Raw genomic sequence first — 23,034 nt, forward strand, 5'->3', positions numbered from 1 at the left:
GGGGATGCCGTTGGAGCGAGTGGGCGGGTGCTTTATGGTGCCCGCCCCATTTGCCGTTGACAGGGAAATTGTCTATACAGGGCATTCCGTCACGCGTCATAGACAGGATTAAGCCAGCCGTTCAAGTCGTCTGATATTCCATGGGGTTAATGGGATGGTCATATAGCGGACGACTTGAAGGTCTGGTTCAGAGGCAGGATAAGATGGCGATCACAAAATCGTTCACAGGGCGTAAGAGGATCCGCAAGAGTTTCGGGCGCATTCCCGAGATTGCGCCGATGCCTAATTTGATTGACGTGCAGCGGGCTTCGTATGAAGCTTTCCTGCAGATGAATGTTCGCCCCGACAGCCGGGAACCGGCTGGCCTTCAGGAGGTGTTTCGTTCAGTTTTTCCGATTCATGATTTTGCTGGCCGTGGGCGGCTGGATTTCCAGTATTATGAATTCGAAGAACCGAAATATGACGTGGAGGAGTGCATCCAGCGTGGTCTGACTTATGCAGCACCGCTGAAGGTCATCCTGCGTCTGACGACATGGGATATTGACGAAGATACAGGCACTCGTTCCATTCACGACCTGAAGGAACAGCCGGTCTATATGGGCGATATGCCGCTCATGACCGATAACGGGACCTTCATCATCAACGGGACAGAGCGTGTCATCGTTTCTCAGATGCATCGTAGTCCCGGTGTGTTCTTCGATCACGATAAGGGTAAGACACATTCTTCCGGGAAGTATCTCTTTGCTGCCCGTATCATCCCGTATCGTGGTTCCTGGTTGGATTTCGAGTTTGACGCCAAGGACATCATTCATGTCCGTATCGACCGTAAGCGTAAGCTGCCGGTCACCACGCTGCTTTATGCGCTGGAAGGCGAGAACTATCTCAAGGCTCGTGAAGCCAAGCTGGCCGAGGGTGGTGATGTCGATGCTCTCGAAGTCACCGGCATGGATGAGGATGAAATCCTCTCCACCTTCTACGAAGTCGTGCCTTTCACCCGCATGGGTGGCGAATGGGCCCGTCCGTTCGAGCCGGATGCTTTCCGTGGCCTGAAACTGCTCAGCCCGCTGGTTGATGCTGATACGGGTGAGGTTGTCGCTGATGCAGAGACTAAGCTGACAGCCCGTGTTGTCCGTAAGATCGCCGAGAAGACCCGTGTCGTGCAGGTGGGTCGTCTGGACATCCTTGGCCGCTTTGTCGCTCATGACCTCGTTAATGAGAAGACCGGTGAGATCTATGCCGAGGCTGGCGAGGAGCTGACCGAGGAGAAGCTGAGCGAACTCGAAGATCTGGGGCTGAAGGAGCTTCCGCTTCTGGCCGTTGACGGTACGCATGGTCCGTGGATCCGCAACACCCTGATGGCGGATAAGAACACCACACGGGAAGAAGCGCTGATCGACATCTATCGCATCATGCGTCCCGGTGAGCCGCCGACCCGTGAGACGGCAGAGGCCATGCTGCGTGGCCTGTTCTTCTCTCAGGACCGCTATGACCTCTCCGCCGTTGGTCGTGTGAAGATGAACATGCGGCTGGATGTGGATGTGCCTGATACGCTGCGGACGCTGCGTAAGGAAGACATCCTGCGGACCGTCAAGATCCTGTGCGACCTCAAGGATGGTCGTGGTCAGGTTGATGACATCGATAACCTTGGTAACCGTCGTGTCCGCTCCGTTGGCGAGCTGATGGAAAATCAGTATCGCATCGGTCTGCTGCGTATGGAGCGTGCCATCCGTGAGCGTATGGGCTCTGTCGATATTGATACGGTCATGCCGCATGACCTCATCAACGCCAAGCCTGCCGCTGCTGCCGTGCGCGAGTTCTTCGGCTCCTCCCAGCTCAGCCAGTTCATGGACCAGACCAACCCGCTTTCCGAAGTGACGCATAAGCGCCGCTTGTCTGCGCTTGGTCCGGGCGGTCTGACCCGTGAACGTGCGGGCTTTGAGGTTCGTGACGTTCACCCGACCCATTATGGCCGTATCTGCCCGATTGAGACGCCGGAAGGGCCGAACATTGGTCTGATCAACTCTCTGGCTACTTACGCCAAGGTCAACAAGTACGGCTTCATTGAGACACCTTACCGTCTGGTGAAGGATGGTGTCTTCCAAGATGGCTGGAAGTATCTCTCCGCCATGGAAGAAGAACGTCTTCTGGTGGCACAGGCCGATGCCAAGCAGAGCGACAACCGCCTGACGGATGAGCTGGTTGCCGTTCGTCAGACGGGTGACTTCCGTCTCGTGCCACCGGAGCAGGTGACCGCCTGTGACGTGTCGCCGAAGCAGCTCGTTTCCGTGGCCGCTGCGCTCATTCCGTTCCTTGAGAACGATGACGCCAACCGTGCACTGATGGGCTCCAACATGCAGCGTCAGGCTGTGCCGCTGGTGAAGGCTGATGCCCCGCTGGTCGGTACCGGCATGGAAGGCCCTGTGGCTCATGACTCTGGTGCGACCATCATCGCCAAGCGTGGCGGTGTGGTGGACCAGCTGGACGGTGCCCGTATCGTGATCCGTGCTACGGACGAGCAGGGGGCCACTCAGGGCGTGGATATTTACCGTCTGCGTAAATATATGCGTTCCAACCAGTCCACCTGCCTCAACCAGCGTCCGCTGGTGAAGGTGGGCGATCTGGTTGCGGCTGGTGACATCATTGCTGATGGTCCGTCCACCGAGCTGGGTGAGCTGGCTCTGGGTCGTAACGTGCTCGTGGCCTTCGTGCCATGGAACGGGTATAACTTTGAGGACTCCATCCTGATCTCTGAGCGTATCGCTCGTGATGACATCTTTACTTCAATTCATATTGAAGAATTCGAGGTCATGGCCCGTGATACCAAGCTGGGTCAGGAAGAAATTACCCGCGATATTCCGAATGTCGGTGAAGAAGCTCTGCGTAACCTCGATGAGGCTGGCATTGTTTACGTTGGTGCCGAGGTTAATCCGGGCGATATCCTGATCGGTAAGGTTACACCGAAGGGTGAAAGCCCGATGACACCGGAAGAAAAGCTTCTGCGTGCCATCTTCGGTGAAAAAGCTTCCGATGTACGCGACACATCCCTCAAGCTGCCTCCGGGCACGAGCGGGACAGTGGTTGATGTCCGTGTCTTCTCCCGTCGTGGCGTGGACAAGGACGAACGTGCCATGGCCATCGAGCGCTCTGAGATCGAGCGTCTGGCCAAGGACCGCGATGACGAGCGTGCCATTCAGGAACGCAGCTTCTATAACCGTCTCAAGGAACGTCTGGTCGGGCAGGAAGCTGCCGCAGGCTTCAAGGGCGTGCGTGCTGGCACACCGATCACGGCGGAGCTGCTGGGTGAGCATCCCCGTGTGACATGGCGCAACATTCCGGTTGCTGATGTGGCTGTTATGGCTGAGCTGGAAACGCTGTGCCGTGAGTTTGATGGTGCCATTAAGCGCATCAATAACCGCTTCGACAACAAGGTCGAGAAGCTCCAGCGTGGTGACGAGCTGCCACCGGGTGTGATGAAGATGGTCAAGGTCTTCATCGCTGTGAAGCGTAAGCTTCAGCCGGGCGATAAGATGGCCGGCCGTCATGGTAACAAGGGTGTGGTTTCCCGTGTCGTGCCTGTTGAGGACATGCCGTTCCTTGAGAATGGTCAGCCGGTTGACCTGCTGCTGAATCCTCTGGGTGTGCCGTCCCGTATGAATGTGGGGCAGATTCTGGAGACCCATCTGGGCTGGGCCTGTGCCAATATCGGCCAGAGCATTGGTGCCATGGTGGATGAATATCAGCGTACTGGTGAGCGCCGTCAGGAGCTGCTGGATCGTCTGAAGGATGTTTATGGTGACAAGATCTTCAATGAAGATATTGCCACAATGGACAACGATCAGTTGATCGAGCTGGCCAACAACTTGCGCAAGGGTGTGCCGATTGCTACGCCAGTGTTCGATGGTGCTTCTATTCCTGACATTGAGGAAATGCTGAAGAAGGCCGGTGTCAGCGAGAGCGGTCAGTCCCAGCTGATTGACGGGCGTACGGGCGAGAAGTTCGAGCGTCAGTCCACGGTGGGCTACATCTACATGCTGAAGCTGCATCACCTTGTTGATGACAAGATTCATGCCCGCTCGATCGGTCCTTACTCGCTGGTTACCCAGCAGCCGCTTGGTGGTAAGGCACAGTTCGGTGGTCAGCGCTTCGGTGAGATGGAGGTCTGGGCACTGGAGGCTTACGGTGCAGCCTATACGCTTCAGGAAATGCTGACCGTGAAGTCGGACGATGTGTCTGGCCGTACGAAGGTGTATGAAGCGATCGTTCGTGAACAGGATGACTTTGAAGCTGGTATTCCAGAGAGCTTCAACGTTCTTGTGAAGGAACTGAAGTCGCTTGGTCTGAATGTCGAACTTGAGCAGGGAGGGCTGTGAGGGCAGTGCTTTCCGCTTCTTCTTCATTGTTCATGTTTAACGTGCCGGCGGGACGCCGCCCGGCACAGTGGGGTTTCGGCAAATGAACGAACTCATGAAGATTCTCGGTCAGTCTGGGCAGTCAGGCACATTTGACCAGATTCGTATCCAGCTTGCTTCCAGCGAGCAGATCCGGTCATGGTCTTATGGCGAGATCAAAAAACCGGAAACGATCAACTACCGTACCTTCAAGCCGGAGCGTGATGGGCTGTTCTGTGCCCGTATCTTTGGCCCGACCAAGGATTACGAGTGCCTTTGCGGTAAGTATAAGCGGATGAAGTTCCGTGGGATCGTCTGTGAGAAGTGCGGTGTCGAGGTGACACTGGCCAAGGTCCGCCGTGAGCGGATGGGCCATATCGACCTTGCTTCACCGGTTGCTCACATCTGGTTCCTGAAGTCCCTGCCGAGCCGCATTGCTACGATGCTGGACCTGCCGCTTAAGGATGTTGAGCCGGTCCTGTATTTCGAGAAGTTCCTTGTTCTTGATAAGGGCGTCTGCGAGTCTGATCAGGTTGAGTCCTACAAGCATGGCAAGCGCCGTGACCAGTATCTGCTGGACGAAATCCGCTGCGAGGAGCTGATGGATGAGTTCGCTGATGATGGTCTGGATGTCGGTATTGGTGCCGAAGCGATCAAGCGTGCTCTGTCCAGCTATGACTGGGGTCTGCCGAACGCGCAGGAAGCCGAGCTGAGCCGTGCCGCTCGTGAGCGTGGTGAGCCGGATCCGTTCGACTATGACGCCGAGGTGATGGAAGGCGATTCGGAAAAGACGATCATGCGCAAGAAACTGCGCAAGGCGACTTCCGAAGCGGCTCGTAAGAAGCTGGTCAAGCGCCTTAAGATGGTCGAGTCCTTCGTGGAGAGCGGCGCCCGTCCGGAATGGATGATCATGGATATCGTGCCTGTGATTCCGCCGGAACTGCGTCCGCTTGTTCCGCTGGATGGTGGCCGTTTTGCTACGTCTGACCTGAATGACCTGTATCGCCGTGTCATCAACCGTAACAATCGTCTGAAGCGGCTGATTGAGCTGCGTGCGCCGGACATCATTGTCCGTAACGAAAAGCGTATGTTGCAGGAAGCTGTTGATGCGCTGTTCGATAATGGTCGCCGTGGCCGTGCCATCACAGGGGCCAACAAGCGTCCACTGAAGTCCCTGTCTGACATGCTGAAGGGTAAGCAGGGTCGCTTCCGTCAGAACCTGCTCGGTAAGCGTGTGGACTATTCCGGCCGTTCCGTGATCGTGGTGGGGCCGGAGCTGAAGCTGCATCAGTGCGGTCTGCCCAAGAAGATGGCGCTGGAGCTGTTCAAGCCGTTCATCTATTCCAAGCTGGAAAAGTACGGTCACGCCACGACCATCAAGGCTGCAAAGCGGATGGTCGAGAAAGAGCGTCCGGAAGTCTGGGATATCCTCGAGGAGGTTATCCGTGAACATCCGGTGATGCTGAACCGTGCGCCGACCCTGCACCGTCTGGGTATTCAGGCGTTCGAGCCGAGCCTCGTGGAAGGCAAGGCCATTCAGCTGCATCCGCTGGTCTGCACCGCCTTTAATGCGGACTTTGATGGTGACCAGATGGCTGTGCACGTGCCGCTTTCGCTGGAAGCCCAGCTGGAAGCCCGTGTGCTGATGATGTCCACCAACAACATCCTCAGCCCGGCTAACGGTAAGCCGATCATTGTGCCGTCTCAGGATATCGTGCTTGGCCTGTATTATCTGAGCCTTGAGGTGCCTGAATATCGCCTCACGCCGGATGAAGCCGAGATCAAGGATGGCAAGATCATCAAGGCGGCTCCGCCGGCTTATGCTGCCGTAGCCGAGATTGAGGCTGCCCTGCTTTCCGGTGCTCTGAAGCTGCATGACAAGATTCGTCTGCGTCTGGATGCTCAGGATGAGGAAGGCAAGCCAGTTCGTCAGATGATTCTGACAACACCGGGTCGTGCTCTGATTGCTCAGATTCTGCCGAAGCATCCGGCCATTCCGTTCAGCCTGATCAACCGTCAGCTGACGAAGAAGCTGGTGTCTGACGTGATTGATACCGTGTATCGTCACTGTGGGCAGAAAGAGGCTGTCATTTTCTGTGACCGTCTCATGGCGCTTGGTTTCCGCCATGCTGCTAAGGCTGGTATCTCCTTCGGTAAGGACGACATGATCGTTCCAGCCGAGAAGACCACTCTGGTGAATAAGACGACCGAGGAGGTCAAGGAGTTTGAGCAGCAGTATCAGGAAGGTCTGATTACGGCTGGCGAGCGCTACAACAAGGTGGTGGATGCGTGGTCTCGTTGTACGGATGAAGTGCAGGCGGCCATGCTTAAGGAGATCTCCAAGCAGGTACCGGGTAAGCCAACAAACTCTGTCTGGATGATGAGCCACTCCGGGGCTCGTGGGTCACCGGCCCAGATGAAGCAGCTTGCCGGTATGCGTGGCCTGATGGTGAAGCCGTCTGGTGAGATTATCGAACAGCCGATCGTGGCCAACTTTAAAGAAGGTCTGTCGGTTCTCGATTACTTCACGTCCAGCCATGGTGCCCGTAAGGGTCTGGCCGATACGGCTCTGAAGACCGCCAACTCTGGTTACCTGACACGCCGTCTTGTCGATGTGGCGCAGGACTGCATCATTACCGAAACGGATTGCGGTAGCGAGCGTGGTCTCGTTGTCCGTGCTGTGACGGATAGTGGTGAGGTCGTGGCCTCTCTGGCAGAGCGTGCTCTGGGGCGGACACTGTCTCAGGATGTGTTCCATCCGATGACGGGTGAGAAGCTGCTGGCTCGTAATCATCTTCTGGAAGAAGCTGATGTCGAGATGCTGGAAGGGGCCGGGATTGAAGCGGTTGAAATCCGTTCCGTTCTGACCTGTGACAGCAAGGCAGGCATCTGTGCCCACTGCTATGGCCGTGATCTGGCCCGTGGTACGCCGGTCAATATCGGTGAGGCCGTTGGTGTGATCGCTGCCCAGTCCATTGGTGAGCCGGGCACGCAGCTGACGATGCGTACCTTCCATATTGGTGGTGCGGCGACCCGTGGTGCTGAGCAGTCCATGGTCGAAGCCTTCCGTGACGGTAAGGTGACCATCCGTAACCGCAACGTGGTTCAGAACTCTCAGAATGTTCCTGTGGTCATGTCCCGGAACTGTGAGATTCTGCTCATTGACGAGACTGGTGCGGAGAAGGCCCGTTATCGTGTGCCTTACGGTGCTCGCCTGATGGTGTCCGAAGGTCAGGAGGTCAAGCGTGGTGACAAGATGGCAGAGTGGGATCCGTACACCCTGCCGATTATCACCGAGCAGTCCGGTACGGTCGAATATCAGGACCTGATCGACAGCATTACGCTGGTCGAGCGGGTTGACGAAGTGACTGGTCTGACGTCTCGCGTTGTTGTGGACTACAAGCAAGCTACCAAGGGTGTGGACCTGCGCCCCCGCCTTCAGCTGAAGGATGCGGACGGTAATGTGGTTCGTCTCTCCAACGGTAATGAGGCCCGTTACTTCCTGTCTCCTGACAGTATTCTGTCCGTGGAAAATGGGGCTGTGGTTCATGCCGGTGACGTACTGGCACGTATCCCGCGTGAAGGCTCCAAGACCCGTGATATTACCGGTGGTCTGCCGCGTGTGGCTGAGCTGTTCGAGGCTCGCCGTCCGAAGGATCATGCGATCATTGCCGAAGGTGATGGCCGTATTGAGTTCGGTAAGGACTACAAGTCGAAGCGTTGTGTCATCGTGCATAACGATGAGACGGGTGAGCGGACAGATTATCTGATCCCCAAGGGCAAGCATATTTCCGTGCAGGAAGGTGACTTTGTTCAGAAGGGTGACCCGCTGGTGGATGGTCCTCGTGTGCCGCATGACATTCTCAAGGTCATGGGTATGGAGGCGCTGTCTGACTATCTGGTTAACGAGATTCAGGACGTCTATCGTCTGCAGGGTGTGAAGATTAACGACAAGCACATTGAAGTGATTGTCCGTCAGATGCTGCAGAAGGTCGAAGTTCTGGAGCCGGGTGATTCCACTTACCTTATTGGTGAGACGGTTGACCGGCTTGAGTTCGAGCGGGATAACAAACTGCTTCTTGAGCAGGGACGTGAACCCGCCAAGGGGATGCCGATCCTTCAGGGGATCACAAAAGCCTCTCTGCAGACGCAGTCCTTCATTTCTGCGGCTTCCTTCCAGGAGACCACACGCGTGCTTACCGATGCTGCCACATCTGGCAGAATCGACACGCTTGGCGGGCTGAAGGAAAACGTGATTGTGGGTCGTCTCATCCCGGCTGGTACGGGTGGGGCTATGCGGCGCCTGCGTAATCTTGCAGCAGATCAGGCTCCGGCGCAGCTCTCTAAGGGGGCAGCCGAGGTAGAAGACGCTGCAGAGTAAGGAATTCTGGCAGTCAGGCCTCTCCGCTACGGCAGAGAGGCTTGACTCTCAGGCCAACCCAACTTAGGGTTCGCGCCTTAGACAGTTCCCACCTGTTAAGGTGAAGGAATCGTCCCAGGATAAAAAATAGCGTCTGGTACTACTTTTGTTTCTTAGAAAAAAAGGTTAAGTCCAGAGGCAAGTAGCTTCGGGGGAGGGGAAGATTCTTTCCTTTCTTCTGTGCAATCGTGCGAAGACAGGCGGTTCAGCCGCGTGTCGGTTAGAACGGAATGTCGTGGTGAGGATTTTCCTCGCCAGCATATGGACAAGGATTGGGAAGGGCGCATGCCGACCATCAACCAGTTGATCGCAAAGGGCCGGGAGCCGGCCGCGAAGCGGAACAAGGTTCCTGCTCTGCAGGGATGTCCGCAGAAGCGTGGTGTTTGCACACGTGTTTATACTGTAACGCCGAAGAAACCGAACTCCGCCCTGCGTAAGGTCGCCAAAGTGCGTCTGACCAACGGGTATGAGGTGGTGAGCTATATTCCGGGTGAAGGTCATAACCTTCAGGAACATAGCGTTGTTCTGATCCGTGGTGGTCGCGTGAAGGATCTTCCCGGTGTGCGTTACCACATTCTTCGTGGTGTGCTGGATACGCAGGGTATCGCAAAACGCCGTCAGCGCCGTTCGCTGTATGGCGCCAAGCGGCCGAAATAAGGGGTATTTGGAATGAGTCGCCGTCATCGCGCTGTAAAGCGTGAGATCCTTCCCGATCCAAAATTCGGAGATGCCGTCATTACGCGCTTTATGAATGCGCTGATGTATGATGGTAAGAAATCTACTGCTGAGCGTATCGTTTATGGAGCACTGGAAGTGCTGCGTAAGCGTGGTGGGTCCTCTGCTGACCCGGTGGCAATGTTCCACTCAGCACTGGATAACGTAAAGCCGGCTGTTGAGGTCCGTTCCCGCCGTGTTGGTGGTGCGACCTATCAGGTTCCGGTAGAGGTTCGTGCAGAACGCCGTCAGGCGCTGGCTATCCGCTGGCTGATTGAGGCGTCCCGCAAGCGTGGTGAGAACACCATGCAGGACCGTCTTTCCAATGAGTTGATGGACGCGGTGAACAACCGTGGTGCAGCCGTCAAGAAACGGGAAGACACGCATCGTATGGCTGAAGCCAACAAGGCATTCAGCCATTATCGCTGGTAATATTACCAGTAATAGGGCTTCTGGCCACATTCCGGTTTTCCGAGTGGCCAGCATGAAGTTTCAGTCATACCTCTGACCCTCGCCGGGTCAGGGTTTTGGAGAGAGACGATGGCAAAGGCTAAATTTGAGCGTACTAAGCCGCATGTTAACATCGGCACGATTGGTCACGTTGACCATGGTAAGACCACGCTGACGGCTGCAATCACAAAGACACTGGCCGAGACCGGTGGTGCAACCTTCAGCGCCTACGACCAGATCGATAAGGCTCCTGAGGAGCGCGCTCGTGGTATTACGATTTCCACGGCTCACGTTGAGTATGAGACGGAAAGCCGTCACTACGCTCACGTGGACTGCCCTGGCCACGCTGACTATGTGAAGAACATGATCACCGGTGCTGCCCAGATGGACGGCGCTATCCTGGTTGTGTCCGCTGCTGACGGCCCGATGCCGCAGACACGTGAGCACATCCTGCTGGCTCGTCAGGTCGGTGTGCCGGCTCTGGTGGTCTTCCTGAACAAGGTTGACCAGGTTGACGATCCGGAGCTGCTGGAGCTGGTGGAGATGGAAGTTCGTGAGCTTCTGTCCTCCTACGACTTCCCTGGCGACGATATCCCCATCGTTAAGGGTTCCGCTCTGGCCGTTCTGGAAGATGGCAACCCGGCACAGGGTAAGGAAGCTATCCTGGAGCTGATGAAGGCTGTTGACAGCTACATCCCGCAGCCGGAGCGTCCGGTTGACCGTCCGTTCCTGATGCCGATCGAAGATGTGTTCTCCATCTCCGGTCGTGGTACGGTTGTGACCGGCCGTGTCGAGCGTGGTGAAGTCAACGTTGGTGACGAAGTCGAGATCGTTGGTCTGCGCGTTACCGTTAAGACAACAGTTACGGGCGTTGAAATGTTCCGTAAGCTGCTGGATCGCGGTGAAGCCGGTGATAACATCGGTGCTCTGCTGCGTGGTACGAAGCGTGAAGATGTTGAGCGCGGTCAGGTTCTGGCTAAGCCGGGCACCATCACCCCGCACAGCAAGTTCAAGGCTGAAGCCTACATCCTGACGAAGGAAGAAGGTGGCCGTCATACACCGTTCTTCACCAACTATCGTCCGCAGTTCTACTTCCGTACAACGGACGTGACCGGTGTGGTGACTCTGCCGGAAGGCACCGAGATGGTGATGCCGGGCGATAACGCTACCATGGATGTCGAGCTGATTGCTCCGATCGCCATGGACGAAGGTCTCCGCTTCGCTATTCGTGAAGGTGGCCGTACAGTGGGTGCCGGCGTGGTGGCTTCCATCAGCGCCTAAGTCCCTGCTGACTTCGGAACTTGGTGCCCCGGTCGAAATTTTTTCGGCCGGGGTTCCATTTCTAAGAGAAATGCAGTAGGACGGCATCCGGTTTATTAAGGATGAAGTGAAACATGGACGACCAGAACATCCGCATTCGCCTCAAAGCGTATGATCATCGCGTGCTGGATAACAGCACGAAAGAGATCGTCAATACGGCGAAGCGTACGGGTGCGCGGGTTCGGGGTCCTATCCCCCTGCCGACGCATATTGCCCGGTTTACTGTGAATCGTTCACCGCATGTGGATAAGAAAAGCCGCGAACAGTTCGAGATGAGAACTCACCGCCGGCTGCTCGACATTGTCGAGCCGACCCCGCAGACCGTGGACGCCCTCATGAAGCTCGATCTCGCCGCTGGCGTAGATGTCGAGATTAAACTCTAAGGTCCAGACGATGCGTACCGGATTGATTGCAAAAAAGCTGGGGATGACCCGGCTCTTTAAAGAAGACGGCACACATGTGCCGGTGACGGTGCTGCACCTTGACAATGTTGAGGTTGTGGATGCCCGTACACAGGAGCGTGATGGCTATACGGCTGTTCAGCTCGGTATGGGGGCTGCAAAGGCCAAGCACGTCACAAAAGCGAACCGTGGGCATTTTGCCCGTGTGAAGGTTGAGCCCAAGAAGAAGCTGGCCGAGTTCCGTGTGGCAGAAGATGCTGTGCTGGAGCCGGGGACAAAGCTTTCTGCTGCCCACTTTGTGGTTGGTCAGAAGGTGGACGTCACGGGCCGTAGCAAGGGTAAAGGTTTTGCTGGTGTTATGAAGCGCCACAACTTTGCCGGGCTTGAAGCAACACACGGTGTGTCCATCAGTCACCGTTCTCACGGCTCTACAGGTCAGCGCCAGGATCCTGGCAAGGTCTTCAAGGGCAAGAAGATGGCTGGTCACCTTGGTGACAAGCGTGTGACAACACAAAACCTCGAAATTGCTGCTGTGGATGAGGAGCGTAACCTGATTATGGTGCGCGGTGCTATCCCAGGTGCCAAGAACAGTGTTGTTCTGGTTCGCGATGCAATCAAGAAGGCCCGTAATGCGGACGCGCCATATCCGGCAGCGACCGTTGAGGCCGCCGGGTGAGGGATATGGAATACGATATCAAAACCCTCGAAAACGGAAGTGCCGGCAAAGTCGCACTGCCGAAAGAGATTTTCGGGATTGTCCCCCGCAAGGACATCATGGCCCGCGTTGTGAACTGGCAGCTCGCCAAGCGTCGCGCTGGTACGCATGCAACTCTGGGTAGGGGCGTCGTCTCCGGTACGACCAAGAAGCCCTATCGTCAGAAGGGAACAGGTTCTGCTCGTCAGGGTTCTCTGAGGGCGCCTCAGTTCCGTACTGGTGGTGTGGTGCATGGGCCGGTTGTGCGTGATCATGGCTTTGACCTGCCGAAGAAGGTGCGTCGTCTTGGGCTGCGTTCCGCCGTGTCTCAGAAGGCCTCCGAAGGCAAGCTGATCATCCTTAAGGATCTGGCTGGCGTTGAGAAGACCCGTGAAGCTGCAGCTCGTCTGAAAGCTCTTGGTTGCTCCTCCGCTCTGATCGTGGATAAAGTGGCTGACCAGCCGTTTGCCCGTGCGATTGCCAATCTGCCGAAGATTGATCTCCTGCCCACAATCGGGGCCAATGTTTACGATATTCTCAAGCATGATGTGCTGGTGATTACCCACGCTGCTCTTGAGGGTCTCAAGGAGCGTCTGGCATGACAACGAAAACAGTTCTGAATGCACGTAAGGCGGCTGCTAGCCTGTCTCAGGAAGCTCTGTTTGATGTGCTGCGTGCACCGCTGATCACTGAAAAGGCAACTCTGCTTTCTGAAAAGAATCAGGTTGTGTTCAAGGTGGCTCTGGAAGCAACAAAGCCGCAGATCAAGGTCGCTGTTGAGAAGCTTTTCAACGTGAAGGTTGCTGGTGTCAGCACCCTGATCCAGAAAGGCAAGACAAAGCGCGTCAAAGGTCGTCCAGGTCGCCGTTCTGACATCAAGAAGGCGTATGTCCAGCTTGCTGAAGGTCAGTCCATTGACCTCACAGCGAAGCTTGGTTGACGCGCGGGGTAAGATACCATGGCATTGAAGCACTTTAATCCCACGACACCAAGCACTCGTGGCACCGTGCTGATTGACCGGAGCGAGCTCTGGAAGGGCAAGCCCGTCAAGCAGCTTACGGAAGGCAAGAATAAGACTGGTGGCCGTAATAACTACGGGCGTACGACTGTGCGCTTCCGTGGTGGCGGGCATAAGCAGTCCTACCGTTATGTTGATTTCAAGCGTCGTAAGTTCGATGTTGTCGGCACGGTTGAGCGTCTGGAATATGACCCGAACCGTACGGCTTTCATCGCGCTGATCCGTTATGAAGATGGTGAGCTGGCCTATATTCTGGCTCCTCAGCGTGTGAAGGCTGGTGACCGTGTGGTTGCCGCTCATCATGCCGATGTTCGTCCGGGTAACGCCATGCCGCTGGCCTCCATGCCGGTTGGTACGATCATCCACAACATCGAGCTGAAGCCCGGTGCTGGTGGTAAGCTTGCTCGCTCCGCTGGGAACTACGCCCAGCTCGTGGGTAAGGATGCTGGCTACGCTCAGATCAAGCTGCAGTCCGGTGAGCTGCGCATCGTTCGCGCCGAATGCATGGCAACTGTTGGTGCGGTTTCAAACCCGGACAACATGAACCAGCATTTTGGTAAGGCTGGTCGCCGCCGCTGGATGGGCCGCCGTCCGCATAACCGTGGTGTGGTCATGAACCCGGTTGACCATCCGCATGGTGGTGGTGAGGGACGTACCTCTGGTGGTCGTCATCCTGTCACACCGTGGGGTGTGCCGACCAAGGGTTACAAGACCCGTACCAACAAGAAGACGGACAGCCTGATTATCCGTCGTCGTAAAACCGGCAAGTAAGAGAGGGGCATAGAAGATGGCACGTTCCGTCTGGAAAGGCCCGTTCGTCGACGGGTATCTGTTTGGCAAGGCTGAGAAGGCCCGTGCATCGGGCCGGAATGAGGTGATCAAGATTTGGTCCCGTCGTTCCACCATCCTGCCGCAGTTCGTCGGGCTGACGTTCGGCGTCTATAATGGTCAGAAGTTCCTGCCTGTGCAGGTTACGGAGCATATGGTTGGTCATAAGTTCGGTGAGTTCTCACCCACACGCACTTATACCGGTCATGGTTCCGATAAGAAGTCGAAGCGAGGCTGAGCATGAGTAAGCCTAAGCATATCCGTACCCTGGCTGATACAGAAGCACAGGCTGTTGCCCGCAACATCCGTGTTAGCCCGCGTAAGCTGAACCTGGTTGCTGCTACGATTCGCAATCAGCCGGCTGGCAAGGCCATTGCTGCGCTGACGTTCTCACGTCGCCGTATTGCCCAGCAGGTCAAGAAGGCTCTTGAGAGTGCCGTGGCCAACGCAGAAAACAATCATCAGCTTGATGTTGACAAGCTGGTGGTGAAGACTGCTGAGGTTGGCAAGTCTATCGTGATGAAACGCTTCCATGCACGTGGCCGTGGCCGTTCTGCTCGTGTTGAGAAGTTTTTCAGCCACCTGAAGATTGTTGTTGCTGAGCGTGCCGAGGTTGAAGAAGCCCCGAAGGCCGGCAAGAACTCCAAAGAGCAGAAGGCAGCCTGATCTATGGGACATAAGGTTAATCCGATCGGGCTTCGGCTCGGTGTCAATCGTACATGGGACAGCCGCTGGTATGCAGGTGGGGACTATGCCCGTCTGCTGCACGAAGACCTGAAGCTGCGCTCTTTCCTGCGCAAGAAGCTCTCCGGTGCTGGTGTTTCCCGTGTGGTTATTGAGCGTCCGGCCAAGAAGCCGCGCGTGACGATCTATGCAGCACGTCCCGGTGTGATCATTGGTAAGAAGGGTCAGGACATTGACGCTCTGCGCAAGACCCTGAGTGCCATGGCCAAGACCGATGTTGCTCTGAACATCGTTGAGATCCGCAAGCCGGAAATTGATGCGACTCTGGTGGCAGACAACATTGCCCAGCAGCTGGAACGTCGTGTTGCTTTCCGTCGCGCCATGAAGCGCTCCATCCAGTCCGCTATGCGTCTGGGTGCCCAGGGCATTCGTGTGACCTGCAGCGGGCGTCTTGGTGGTGCTGAGATCGCTCGTGACGAGCAGTATCGTGAGGGTCGCGTACCGCTGCATACACTGCGTGCCGACATTGATTATGGGACTTCCACAGCGCACACCACTTACGGTTCCTGCGGCGTGAAGGTCTGGATCTTCAAGGGTGAGATCCTGGCTCACGACCCGATGGCTCAGGACCGTCGTGCTGCGGAGCAGGCTCCTCAGCGTTAAGGGGCGGGGGATTTCCCCCGTCTTTTATCCGAGGTGCTTGATGTGAGGATAGAAAATCATGCTTTCTCCAAAGCGGACAAAGTTTCGTAAGGCCCATAAGGGCCGTATTCATGGGATGGCCAAGGGCGGTACGCAGCTGAATTTCGGTGCGTATGGCCTGAAGGCTCTGGAGCCGGAGCGTATTACCGCTCGCCAGATCGAGGCCTCCCGTCGCGCCATTACCCGCGCTATGAAGCGTGCTGGTCGTGTCTGGATTCGGATTTTTCCGGATACTCCGGTCTCGACAAAGCCCGCAGAAGTGCGTATGGGTTCCGGTAAAGGTAACCCCGAATACTGGGCAGCCCGCGTAAAGCCGGGCCGTATCCTTTTCGAGATCGAAGGGGTTCCGCCGGAGGTTGCCCGCTTGGCTCTTAGCTTGGCTGCTGCGAAGCTGCCGATCAAGACCAAGTTCATTCAGCGTATCGGGGAGGCTTGAGAATGGCTGAGACGACCTATAAGGTTGCCGAGCTGCGCGCAAAGAGCGAGGATGAGCTTAAGGCTCTCCTGCTGGATCTGAAGCGTGAGCAGATTAACCAGCGTTTCTCTGCGGCTACAGGCCAGTCCGAGAACACCAGCCGTGTTAGGATCGTGCGTCGTGCTGTCGCTCGTATTAAGACATTGCTGAACCAGTCGAAGAACCGTGCGGGCGCAAAAACGTCCGCCGCTAAGTCCTGAGAGGAGACGGACGATGCCAAGGCGCGTCCTGACAGGGCGAGTGACAAGCGATAAGATGGACAAGACGGTAACCGTTCTTGTTGATCGTCGCGTGATGCACCCGCTCTACAAGAAGTTTATCCGCCGTTCCAAGAAGTATGCAGCGCACGATGATGCCAATGCATGCAAGATTGGTGATGTGGTTCGCATCGTTGAATGCGCTCCGCTCTCCAAGCGTAAGACATGGACGGTCATTTCCCGCAACGGAGTTGATGTTGCTGATGCGACCTCGACTTCTGTCGGCGCATAAGGGGGTAGACACATGATTCATCCCGAGACCAACCTTGACGTAGCTGATAACTCCGGCGCACGTCGGGTGCAGTGCATCAAAGTGCTGGGTGGCTCCAAGAGGAAGACCGCCTCGGTCGGCGACATCATTGTCGTATCCGTCAAGGAAGCGATCCCCCGCGGTAAGGTGAAGAAGGGTGACGTCCATCAGGCCGTCATCGTTCGTACCTCTTATCCGGTGCGTCGTGCTGATGGCTCTGCCATTCGCTTTGACCGGAATGCTGCCGTCCTGCTGAACAAGCAGCAGGAGCCGATTGGTACGCGTATTTTTGGCCCGGTTGTTCGTGAGCTGCGCGCCCGCAAGTTCATGAAGATCATCTCCCTGGCTCCGGAGGTGCTGTAATGGCTGCACGTATCAAAAAAGGTGATCAGGTTCTGGTCCTGACAGGACGTTCCTGCGGTGTGCGTGGGGAAGTCCTCTCTGTCCTGCCGAAGGTGGAGAAGGCTGTTGTTCGTGGCGTGGCTGTTGCCAAGCGTCACACAAAGCCGAACCGCATGGGCGAGGGTGGCGGCATCATTGAGCGTGAGATGCCGATTCATCTGTCCAATCTGAAGCTGATCGACCCGAAAAGTGGCAAGCCGACCCGTGTTGGCTTCCGTGTTCTGGAAGATGGTCGCAAAGTCCGTGTCGCTAAGGTGACCGGCGAAGTGATCGAAGGCTGAGGAGCGAACGATGAGCGATAACAAGAATGCCGTTCTGCCCCGTCTGCAGCAGGAATATCAGGACAAGCTCCGCGCCAAGCTGCGCGAGCAGTTCGGGTATAAGAGCGACATGCAGATTCCCAAGCTCGAGAAGATTGTCTTGAACATGGGTGTCGGTGAAGCTGCTGCTGACCAGAAAAAGCTGGATGCTGCTGTTGAAGAAATGGCTCTGATTTCTGGTCAGAAGCCTGTTAAGACTGTGGCACGTAAGGCTGTTGCGGGTTTCCGTATCCGTGAAGGACTGCCGATCGGTTGTAAGGTAACGCTGCGCAAGACTCGTATGTACGAGTTCCTTGATCGTCTGGTGACGATTGCTATGCCGCGTATCCGTGACTTCCGCGGCCTTCCGGCGAACAAGGGCTTTGACGGTCGTGGCAACTTTGCCATGGGTCTGAAAGAGCAGATTGTGTTCCCGGAAATTGATTATGACAGAGTTGATGCCATCCGTGGTATGGACATCATCTTTGTGACGACGGCAAAGACCGATGAAGAAGCCAAGGCTCTTCTGAAGGCATTTGACCTGCCGTTCGTGTCCTGAGCGACAATTTTTCGTATCAATCACGGAAAAATGGACTTTCCCCCTTCACATGAGGGGGGAATCTCCGTTACAAGTCCGGTGATTGGAAAACCGTCGGGATAGGCCTGACAGGTTCCGGGAGAAGATTCGAGATGGCGAAAGTCTCTGCGGTGAACCGTAATAATCGTCGTGCTGCCATGGCGCAGCGTGACCTTGAAAAGCGGACCGCTCTCAAAAATACTATCAAGAACCGCTCTCTCTCCATGGAGGAGCGTTTTGAAGCGACACTTAAACTGGCCAAGCTGCCACGCAATGGGTCTCAGACTCGTGTGCGTCTGCGTTGCAAACTGACAGGTCGTCCCCGTGGGAACTACCGTAAGTTTGAGCTGTGCCGTATTGCTCTGCGTGACCTTGCTTCTACGGGGCAGATCCCCGGCATGGTCAAGTCCAGCTGGTAAAAGGGTAGTCTGAATGTCTATGTCTGATCCTTTGGGTGATATGCTCACCCGGGTCCGTAACGCTCAGCGTGCCCGCCATGCTGCCTGCGTTGCTCCGGCGTCCAAGCTGCGTGCCAGTGTTCTTGAAGCACTGAAGCGCGAAGGATATATCCGCGGTTACACAACCGAGGAAGTCCGCAAGGGCATTTCCCAGTTCCGCATCGAGCTGAAGTACACTGATGGTCAGCCTGTGATCCGCGAAATTCATCGCGTGTCTCGTCCGGGTCGCCGTGTGTACTCCAAAATTAAAGAGCTGCCGCGCGTTTATGCTGGCCTGGGTGTTTCCATCCTGTCCACGCCGCGTGGTGTTCTTTCAGACGTTGAGGCTCGGGCTGCCAATGTTGGTGGCGAGATCCTCTGCCGCGTCTTCTAAGGAGGGAATATGTCTCGCGTAGGTAAGTATCCTATTGAGCTCCCCGCAGGCGTGGAAGCAACTGTTAAAGACGGTATGTTCCACGTTAAGGGTAAACGTGGTGAACTGAGCGTGCCGGTGTCTTCTCATGTTGATGTGAAGATTGCGGACGGTAAGATCACTGTTTCCCCTCTGGGTGGGCGTACCAACAAGAGCTGGACGATGTGGGGGACATCCCGTGCGGTGTTCGCCAATATGGTCAAGGGTGTTTCCGAAGGTTTCCAGAAGGGTCTTGAAATTCAGGGTACGGGTTTCCGTGCTGCTGTTCAGGGTTCCAATCTGGTTATGAACCTCGGCTTCTCTCACGATGTGGTCTATCCGATCCCGTCTGATGTGAAGATCACAACACCGCGTCCAACGGCAATTCTTGTTGACGGTAACGATAAGCAGCGCGTTGGTCAGGTAGCTCTGGATATCCGCAGCTTCCGTAAGCCTGAGCCCTATAAGGGCAAGGGTGTCCGTTATGAGACCGAAGTTCTGCGTCAGAAAGAAGGTAAGAAGAAGTAATGGCATCGCTGCAAGGATTGCAGGAACGCCGCCGCAAGCGGCTGCGTTTCCAGCTTCGTCGCAAGAGCGGCGGCCGGCCGCGTTTGTCGGTCTTCCGTTCCAGCAAGAATATCCACGTCCAGGTCATCGACGATGCTCGTGGGGTTACGCTGGCCAGCGCCTCTACGCTTGAGAAGACTGTTCGTGAAGCCGGTAAGACGGGTGCGGACATCGCAGCAGCTACCGTCATTGGTAAGCTGGTTGCCGAGCGCGCTGTAAAGGCTGGGGTCAAGGAAGTCGTGTTCGACCGTGGCTCCTATCTCTATCATGGCCGGGTGAAAGCCCTGGCAGAGGCTGCCCGTGAGGGCGGGCTGTCTTTCTAAGGAGGATCACACATGGCACGTGAGCCAAGAGAAGGCGGCCGTGGTGGTCGTGAGCGCGAGCAGGGTGATGAGCTGGTTGATAAGCTGGTAACCATCAACCGTGTCGCCAAGGTTGTTAAGGGTGGTCGGCGCTTTGCCTTCGCTGCTCTGGTTGTCGTTGGTGACCAGAAGGGCCGCGTTGGTTATGGTGCTGGTAAGGCCCGTGAGGTGCCCGAGGCTATCCGTAAGGCAACTGAGCGCGCCCGTCGCAACATGATCCGTGTGCCGATGAAAGAGGGCCGTACTCTGCATCATGATGCAGTGGGCCGCTTTGGTGCTGGTGAAGTTGTTGTGCGTGCGGCTGAGGCTGGTACGGGGATCATCGCTGGTGGTCCGATCCGTGCTGTCTTCGAAAGCCTGGGTGTGAGCGACGTTGTTGCTAAGAGCCTGGGTACCCGGAACCCGCATAACATGATTAAGGCCGCTTTTGACGCTCTTGAGCGTGCAAGCAGCCCGCGTCAGGTAGCGGCACGCCGTGGCAAGAAGACATTCGAGCTGTTCGGACGTCGTGAGCAGTCAGAAACGGAGGCTGCCAATGTCTGAGACAAAAGGTAAGACAATCCGGGTGACGCAGATCGCTTCTGTGATCGGTTCCAAACCGGGTCAGGCGGAGACGGTAAAGGGACTGGGCCTTCGTGGCATCGGTTCCAGCCGTGAGCTGGAGGATACCTCTTCTGTCCGTGGCATGATCCGCAAGGTGTCCCACCTGGTGAAGGTGGAGGGTTGATATGAACCTGAATGAATTGTGTGATAACGCCGGGGCTCGCTATCGCAAGAAGCGTCTCGGGCGTGGTATCGGTTCCGGTAAGGGCAAAACTTCCGGGAAAGGTCACAAAGGTCAGAAGGCGCGTTCAGGCGTGTCTATCAATGGCTTTGAAGGTGGTCAGCTGCCGATCTACCGTCGTATGCCGAAGCGTGGCTTCGTCAACATTTTCCGTAAGGAATATGCGGCGGTTAATATCGGTGCCGTAAACAGGGCTCTGGAAGCCGGTAAGCTTTCCGCTTCTGCTCCTGTAAACGAGGAAGCACTGCGCAAGGCTGGTCTGGTTGGTAGCCGCAAGGTTGCTGGTATCCGGCTTCTGGCAAAAGGTGAGCTCTCCCAGGGTGTGACCTTTGAGGTTTCTGGTGCTTCTGCTGCAGCTGTGGCCGCAGTTGAGAAGGCCGGTGGCTCTGTGAAGGTTCTTGCTGCGAAAAAGGATGCTCAGGCTGAAGCCTGAGCCTGTCCTGCCCAGCTTGCTGGGACGACGGTGAACTAGTGAACAGCGTCCCGTACATCTGTGCGGCGGCGCTGTTTTCATGAAAGGACGGGGAGATGGCTTCTGCCGCAGAACAGCTGGCCGGTAACCTGAATATGGGTGCCTTTGCGAAGGCGACGGAGCTGAAAAAACGGATCTGGTTTACACTGGGTGCGTTGATTGTTTATCGACTGGGCACATTCATCCCGGTTCCGGGTATTGATGCCTCCGTGTTGGGGCAGCTCGTTGGAGCCCATGAGGGTGGCATTCTGGGCATGCTGGACATGTTCACGGGTGGTGCTCTGGGCCGCATGACGATCTTTGCCCTCAACATCATGCCCTATATCAGTGCGTCTATCATTATCCAGCTTCTTTCCACTGCGCTGCCTTCTATGGAAGCGCTGAAGAAAGAGGGGGAGAGTGGACGTAAGAAACTCAATCAGTATACCCGCTATCTGACGGTTTTGATTGCCATTGTGCAGGCTTATGGCTTTGCCATGGGGCTGGGCAGCATGCATACCCAGGCAGGGCTGAGTGCGGTGATTTCACCGGGGCCGACTTTCCTCGTCTCTTACGTCGTGATGCTGGTAACAGGCACTTTGTTCCTGATGTGGCTGGGTGAACAGATAACCTCCCGAGGGATCGGGAACGGCATTTCGCTGATTATTTTCTCTGGTATCGTTGCTAACCTTCCGCATGCTCTTGGTAGCCTGTTGGAGCTGGGACGAACCGGGGCATTGTCACCGATTTTTGTTGTGGTCTTTCTGCTCCTGGCTCTGCTGGTCATTGCTTTTATCGTGTTCATGGAGCAGGCACAGCGGCGTGTGGTGATCCAGTATCCTAAACGCCAGGTGGGTAATCGTATTTATGGTGGTGATTCCACCCATATGCCGCTGAAGGTCAACACAGCGGGCGTTATCCCACCTATCTTTGCATCATCCGTTCTGCTGGTGCCGGCTACATTATCCGGTTTCATGCATAATAATGGTGGTGTGCTGGGGCATGTCGGGCAGTGGCTCTCACAGGGGCAGCCGCTTTACATGGCGTTTTACGCCCTCATGATCATCTTCTTTTCCTATTTTTATGCAGCGGTGACTTTCAACCCGGAAGAAACAGCTGAAAATTTGAGGAAACAGGGTGGTTTTGTGCCGGGTATCCGGCCGGGTGCTAATACAGCCCGCTATTTCGATAAGATCCTCTCAAGACTGACAACAATCGGTGCCGCCTATATGGTGCTGGTCTGTCTTCTGCCCCAGTTCCTGATCAATAAATACAATGTGCCATTCTATTTTGGTGGGACCAGCCTGATCATCATCGTGTCGGTGACAATTGATACCGTGACACAGGTTCAATCTCATCTTGTGGCACATCAATATCAGGGATTGATCCGCAAGCAGCGGGGCCGCAAGGGCACGCGTGGCCGGGGTGGTAAGGAAAGAAGGAAGCTACGTTGAATATTATTCTTCTTGGTCCGCCTGGTGCGGGCAAAGGAACTCAGGCGAAACGGTTGGAGGCAAACCGTGGCATGAAGCAGATCTCCACGGGGGATATGCTGCGTGCTGAGGTAAAGGCTCAGTCACCGATTGGCTTGCAGGTGAAGGAGCTGATGGAGAAGGGGCATTTTGTCCCTGATCCGATCATTGTTCAGATGATTGAGAACAGGATCGCTCAGCCTGACTGTGAACGGGGCGTCATTCTTGACGGCTTCCCGCGCACTGAGAGCCAAGCCGAGATTCTGGATTCCATGCTGAAAGAGCAGAACCTGAAGATTGATGCTGTCATTCTGCTTGAGGTTGATGAAGATGCCTTGGTGAAGCGTCTCTCAGAGCGTCAGCATGAGGATGGTTCACGGCGTGCGGATGATCATCCAGAAGTGATCCACTCACGTCTGGAAGCCTATCGCAAGCAGACTGCTCCCATCCTGCCCTATTATGAGCAGAATGGTCGCCTGAAGCGTGTGGATGGTATGCAGGATGTTGAAACGGTCGGGAAGGCAATTGATGCTATTCTCGATCAGGTCACAGCCTGAGTGAATGAGTCGATCACTAAAAAGTGATCGTTAATGTTTGACTTGTCTGACAGGGCAGTATATTCGCCCAGCATGAGATGAACGTATGGTCCTGGTTACAGGGGCTGGAATCG

At 55.8% G+C, this 23,034-nt stretch carries 28 protein-coding genes; all 28 read left to right on the forward strand.

All coding sequences use genetic code 11. From position 1 onward, the window contains the following. Nucleotides 1-203: 203 nt before the first annotated feature. The 28 genes from rpoB to NQF86_RS06020 all read left to right on the forward strand — a co-directional run bounded on the left by rpoB (nt 204) and on the right by NQF86_RS06020 (nt 22,921). Nucleotides 204-4,370, forward strand: coding sequence for a DNA-directed RNA polymerase subunit beta (rpoB, locus tag NQF86_RS05885; RefSeq protein ID WP_266116701.1), 4,167 nt, complete (start codon nt 204-206; stop codon nt 4,368-4,370). Nucleotides 4,371-4,452: 82 nt separating this feature from the next. Further along, nucleotides 4,453-8,769 carry a DNA-directed RNA polymerase subunit beta' gene (gene rpoC / locus NQF86_RS05890; RefSeq protein ID WP_266116702.1) on the forward strand — a complete coding sequence of 1,439 codons (4,317 nt, stop codon included), beginning with the start codon at nt 4,453-4,455 and terminating at the stop codon, nt 8,767-8,769. A gap of 324 nt (nt 8,770-9,093) precedes the next feature. After that, on the forward strand, nt 9,094-9,465 hold the full coding sequence (gene rpsL / locus NQF86_RS05895) for a 30S ribosomal protein S12 (protein ID WP_023979007.1): 372 nt from the start codon (nt 9,094-9,096) through the stop codon (nt 9,463-9,465). Nucleotides 9,466-9,477: 12 nt separating this feature from the next. Continuing rightward, on the forward strand, nt 9,478-9,954 hold the full coding sequence (gene rpsG, locus NQF86_RS05900) for a 30S ribosomal protein S7 (protein ID WP_043557827.1): 477 nt from the start codon (nt 9,478-9,480) through the stop codon (nt 9,952-9,954). 108 nt (nt 9,955-10,062) lie between these two features. After that, nucleotides 10,063-11,253: an elongation factor Tu gene (tuf, locus tag NQF86_RS05905; protein WP_266116703.1), complete on the forward strand. Its 1,191-nt coding sequence runs from the start codon at nt 10,063-10,065 to the stop codon at nt 11,251-11,253. A gap of 113 nt (nt 11,254-11,366) precedes the next feature. Continuing rightward, entirely contained in the window at nt 11,367-11,675 is a 309-nt protein-coding gene (gene rpsJ / locus NQF86_RS05910; protein ID WP_018980179.1) for a 30S ribosomal protein S10, read from the forward strand. A gap of 10 nt (nt 11,676-11,685) precedes the next feature. Then, nucleotides 11,686-12,369: a 50S ribosomal protein L3 gene (gene rplC, locus NQF86_RS05915; protein WP_266116704.1), complete on the forward strand. Its 684-nt coding sequence runs from the start codon at nt 11,686-11,688 to the stop codon at nt 12,367-12,369. Between the two features lie 5 nt (nt 12,370-12,374). Next, nucleotides 12,375-12,989 carry a 50S ribosomal protein L4 gene (gene rplD, locus NQF86_RS05920; RefSeq protein ID WP_266116705.1) on the forward strand — a complete coding sequence of 205 codons (615 nt, stop codon included), beginning with the start codon at nt 12,375-12,377 and terminating at the stop codon, nt 12,987-12,989. A 41-nt stretch (nt 12,990-13,030) separates the two neighbouring features. Further along, complete coding sequence (locus NQF86_RS05925; RefSeq protein WP_182041221.1) at nt 13,031-13,327, forward strand: 50S ribosomal protein L23; 297 nt, start codon at nt 13,031-13,033, stop codon at nt 13,325-13,327. Between the two features lie 18 nt (nt 13,328-13,345). After that, a complete protein-coding gene (gene rplB, locus NQF86_RS05930; protein ID WP_266116706.1) occupies nt 13,346-14,176 on the forward strand; it encodes a 50S ribosomal protein L2 in 831 nt (276 codons plus the stop codon). A 16-nt stretch (nt 14,177-14,192) separates the two neighbouring features. Then, nucleotides 14,193-14,471 carry a 30S ribosomal protein S19 gene (gene rpsS / locus NQF86_RS05935; RefSeq protein ID WP_043557836.1) on the forward strand — a complete coding sequence of 93 codons (279 nt, stop codon included), beginning with the start codon at nt 14,193-14,195 and terminating at the stop codon, nt 14,469-14,471. 2 nt (nt 14,472-14,473) lie between these two features. After that, nucleotides 14,474-14,899, forward strand: a complete 426-nt coding sequence (rplV, locus tag NQF86_RS05940; RefSeq protein WP_266116707.1) for a 50S ribosomal protein L22 — start codon at nt 14,474-14,476, stop codon at nt 14,897-14,899. A 3-nt stretch (nt 14,900-14,902) separates the two neighbouring features. Next, nucleotides 14,903-15,580, forward strand: coding sequence for a 30S ribosomal protein S3 (gene rpsC, locus NQF86_RS05945; RefSeq protein WP_266116708.1), 678 nt, complete (start codon nt 14,903-14,905; stop codon nt 15,578-15,580). A gap of 58 nt (nt 15,581-15,638) precedes the next feature. Next, entirely contained in the window at nt 15,639-16,055 is a 417-nt protein-coding gene (gene rplP, locus NQF86_RS05950) for a 50S ribosomal protein L16 (RefSeq protein WP_043557840.1), read from the forward strand. Nucleotides 16,056-16,057: 2 nt separating this feature from the next. Continuing rightward, nucleotides 16,058-16,294 carry a 50S ribosomal protein L29 gene (gene rpmC / locus NQF86_RS05955; protein ID WP_043557842.1) on the forward strand — a complete coding sequence of 79 codons (237 nt, stop codon included), beginning with the start codon at nt 16,058-16,060 and terminating at the stop codon, nt 16,292-16,294. 13 nt (nt 16,295-16,307) lie between these two features. Then, complete coding sequence (gene rpsQ, locus NQF86_RS05960) at nt 16,308-16,583, forward strand: 30S ribosomal protein S17 (protein WP_266116710.1); 276 nt, start codon at nt 16,308-16,310, stop codon at nt 16,581-16,583. A 12-nt stretch (nt 16,584-16,595) separates the two neighbouring features. Next, nucleotides 16,596-16,964 carry a 50S ribosomal protein L14 gene (rplN, locus tag NQF86_RS05965; protein ID WP_043557844.1) on the forward strand — a complete coding sequence of 123 codons (369 nt, stop codon included), beginning with the start codon at nt 16,596-16,598 and terminating at the stop codon, nt 16,962-16,964. After that, nucleotides 16,964-17,284, forward strand: a complete 321-nt coding sequence (rplX, locus tag NQF86_RS05970) for a 50S ribosomal protein L24 (protein WP_266116711.1) — start codon at nt 16,964-16,966, stop codon at nt 17,282-17,284. The genes rplN and rplX overlap by 1 nt, the downstream gene beginning before the upstream one ends. A gap of 10 nt (nt 17,285-17,294) precedes the next feature. Beyond that, nucleotides 17,295-17,861, forward strand: a complete 567-nt coding sequence (rplE, locus tag NQF86_RS05975) for a 50S ribosomal protein L5 (protein ID WP_266116712.1) — start codon at nt 17,295-17,297, stop codon at nt 17,859-17,861. A gap of 131 nt (nt 17,862-17,992) precedes the next feature. Beyond that, nucleotides 17,993-18,298, forward strand: coding sequence for a 30S ribosomal protein S14 (rpsN, locus tag NQF86_RS05980; protein ID WP_043557849.1), 306 nt, complete (start codon nt 17,993-17,995; stop codon nt 18,296-18,298). A 13-nt stretch (nt 18,299-18,311) separates the two neighbouring features. Beyond that, on the forward strand, nt 18,312-18,710 hold the full coding sequence (gene rpsH, locus NQF86_RS05985; protein WP_043557850.1) for a 30S ribosomal protein S8: 399 nt from the start codon (nt 18,312-18,314) through the stop codon (nt 18,708-18,710). A 9-nt stretch (nt 18,711-18,719) separates the two neighbouring features. Then, nucleotides 18,720-19,256: a 50S ribosomal protein L6 gene (rplF, locus tag NQF86_RS05990; protein WP_266116713.1), complete on the forward strand. Its 537-nt coding sequence runs from the start codon at nt 18,720-18,722 to the stop codon at nt 19,254-19,256. After that, nucleotides 19,256-19,618: a 50S ribosomal protein L18 gene (gene rplR, locus NQF86_RS05995; RefSeq protein WP_266116714.1), complete on the forward strand. Its 363-nt coding sequence runs from the start codon at nt 19,256-19,258 to the stop codon at nt 19,616-19,618. Before rplF ends, rplR begins: the two co-directional genes overlap by 1 nt. A 12-nt stretch (nt 19,619-19,630) precedes the next feature. Beyond that, the gene (rpsE, locus tag NQF86_RS06000; protein WP_099026819.1) at nt 19,631-20,200 is read left to right on the forward strand and encodes a 30S ribosomal protein S5; all 570 of its coding nucleotides are present in this window, start codon (nt 19,631-19,633) and stop codon (nt 20,198-20,200) included. Next, nucleotides 20,193-20,384, forward strand: a complete 192-nt coding sequence (rpmD, locus tag NQF86_RS06005; RefSeq protein WP_077396243.1) for a 50S ribosomal protein L30 — start codon at nt 20,193-20,195, stop codon at nt 20,382-20,384. The genes rpsE and rpmD overlap by 8 nt, the downstream gene beginning before the upstream one ends. Before the next feature lies 1 nt (nt 20,385). After that, a complete protein-coding gene (gene rplO / locus NQF86_RS06010) occupies nt 20,386-20,874 on the forward strand; it encodes a 50S ribosomal protein L15 (protein ID WP_266116715.1) in 489 nt (162 codons plus the stop codon). Nucleotides 20,875-20,969: 95 nt separating this feature from the next. Then, a complete protein-coding gene (gene secY / locus NQF86_RS06015; protein WP_266116716.1) occupies nt 20,970-22,346 on the forward strand; it encodes a preprotein translocase subunit SecY in 1,377 nt (458 codons plus the stop codon). Beyond that, nucleotides 22,343-22,921: an adenylate kinase gene (locus NQF86_RS06020; RefSeq protein WP_266116717.1), complete on the forward strand. Its 579-nt coding sequence runs from the start codon at nt 22,343-22,345 to the stop codon at nt 22,919-22,921. The genes secY and NQF86_RS06020 overlap by 4 nt, the downstream gene beginning before the upstream one ends. Nucleotides 22,922-23,034 lie beyond the last annotated feature (113 nt).

Origin of the sequence: Bombella pluederhausensis (genome assembly GCF_026385525.1) — a bacterium.
In the GTDB taxonomy this organism is placed as follows: domain Bacteria; phylum Pseudomonadota; class Alphaproteobacteria; order Acetobacterales; family Acetobacteraceae; genus Bombella; species Bombella pluederhausensis.

Excerpts from the sequence above, each read along its gene's own strand:
- tuf (WP_266116703.1), top strand. The coding sequence starts at position 10,063 with ATGGCAAAGGCTAAATTTGAGCGTACTAAGCCGCATGTTAACATCGGC.
- rpsS (WP_043557836.1), top strand. The coding sequence starts at position 14,193 with ATGGCACGTTCCGTCTGGAAAGGCCCGTTCGTCGACGGGTATCTGTTT.
- rpmD (WP_077396243.1), top strand. The coding sequence starts at position 20,193 with ATGTCTGAGACAAAAGGTAAGACAATCCGGGTGACGCAGATCGCTTCT.
- rplP (WP_043557840.1), top strand. The coding sequence starts at position 15,639 with ATGCTTTCTCCAAAGCGGACAAAGTTTCGTAAGGCCCATAAGGGCCGT.
- rplE (WP_266116712.1), top strand. The coding sequence starts at position 17,295 with ATGAGCGATAACAAGAATGCCGTTCTGCCCCGTCTGCAGCAGGAATAT.
- rplO (WP_266116715.1), top strand. The coding sequence starts at position 20,386 with ATGAACCTGAATGAATTGTGTGATAACGCCGGGGCTCGCTATCGCAAG.
- rplN (WP_043557844.1), top strand. The coding sequence starts at position 16,596 with ATGATTCATCCCGAGACCAACCTTGACGTAGCTGATAACTCCGGCGCA.
- rpoC (WP_266116702.1), top strand. The coding sequence starts at position 4,453 with ATGAACGAACTCATGAAGATTCTCGGTCAGTCTGGGCAGTCAGGCACA.
- secY (WP_266116716.1), top strand. The coding sequence starts at position 20,970 with ATGGCTTCTGCCGCAGAACAGCTGGCCGGTAACCTGAATATGGGTGCC.
- rplX (WP_266116711.1), top strand. The coding sequence starts at position 16,964 with ATGGCTGCACGTATCAAAAAAGGTGATCAGGTTCTGGTCCTGACAGGA.
- rpmC (WP_043557842.1), top strand. The coding sequence starts at position 16,058 with ATGGCTGAGACGACCTATAAGGTTGCCGAGCTGCGCGCAAAGAGCGAG.
- rplC (WP_266116704.1), top strand. The coding sequence starts at position 11,686 with ATGCGTACCGGATTGATTGCAAAAAAGCTGGGGATGACCCGGCTCTTT.
- rpsC (WP_266116708.1), top strand. The coding sequence starts at position 14,903 with ATGGGACATAAGGTTAATCCGATCGGGCTTCGGCTCGGTGTCAATCGT.
- rpsN (WP_043557849.1), top strand. The coding sequence starts at position 17,993 with ATGGCGAAAGTCTCTGCGGTGAACCGTAATAATCGTCGTGCTGCCATG.
- rpsH (WP_043557850.1), top strand. The coding sequence starts at position 18,312 with ATGTCTATGTCTGATCCTTTGGGTGATATGCTCACCCGGGTCCGTAAC.
- rplD (WP_266116705.1), top strand. The coding sequence starts at position 12,375 with ATGGAATACGATATCAAAACCCTCGAAAACGGAAGTGCCGGCAAAGTC.
- rpsQ (WP_266116710.1), top strand. The coding sequence starts at position 16,308 with ATGCCAAGGCGCGTCCTGACAGGGCGAGTGACAAGCGATAAGATGGAC.
- rpsE (WP_099026819.1), top strand. The coding sequence starts at position 19,631 with ATGGCACGTGAGCCAAGAGAAGGCGGCCGTGGTGGTCGTGAGCGCGAG.
- rplB (WP_266116706.1), top strand. The coding sequence starts at position 13,346 with ATGGCATTGAAGCACTTTAATCCCACGACACCAAGCACTCGTGGCACC.
- rplF (WP_266116713.1), top strand. The coding sequence starts at position 18,720 with ATGTCTCGCGTAGGTAAGTATCCTATTGAGCTCCCCGCAGGCGTGGAA.
- rpsL (WP_023979007.1), top strand. The coding sequence starts at position 9,094 with ATGCCGACCATCAACCAGTTGATCGCAAAGGGCCGGGAGCCGGCCGCG.
- rplR (WP_266116714.1), top strand. The coding sequence starts at position 19,256 with ATGGCATCGCTGCAAGGATTGCAGGAACGCCGCCGCAAGCGGCTGCGT.
- rplV (WP_266116707.1), top strand. The coding sequence starts at position 14,474 with ATGAGTAAGCCTAAGCATATCCGTACCCTGGCTGATACAGAAGCACAG.
- rpsJ (WP_018980179.1), top strand. The coding sequence starts at position 11,367 with ATGGACGACCAGAACATCCGCATTCGCCTCAAAGCGTATGATCATCGC.
- rpoB (WP_266116701.1), top strand. The coding sequence starts at position 204 with ATGGCGATCACAAAATCGTTCACAGGGCGTAAGAGGATCCGCAAGAGT.
- rpsG (WP_043557827.1), top strand. The coding sequence starts at position 9,478 with ATGAGTCGCCGTCATCGCGCTGTAAAGCGTGAGATCCTTCCCGATCCA.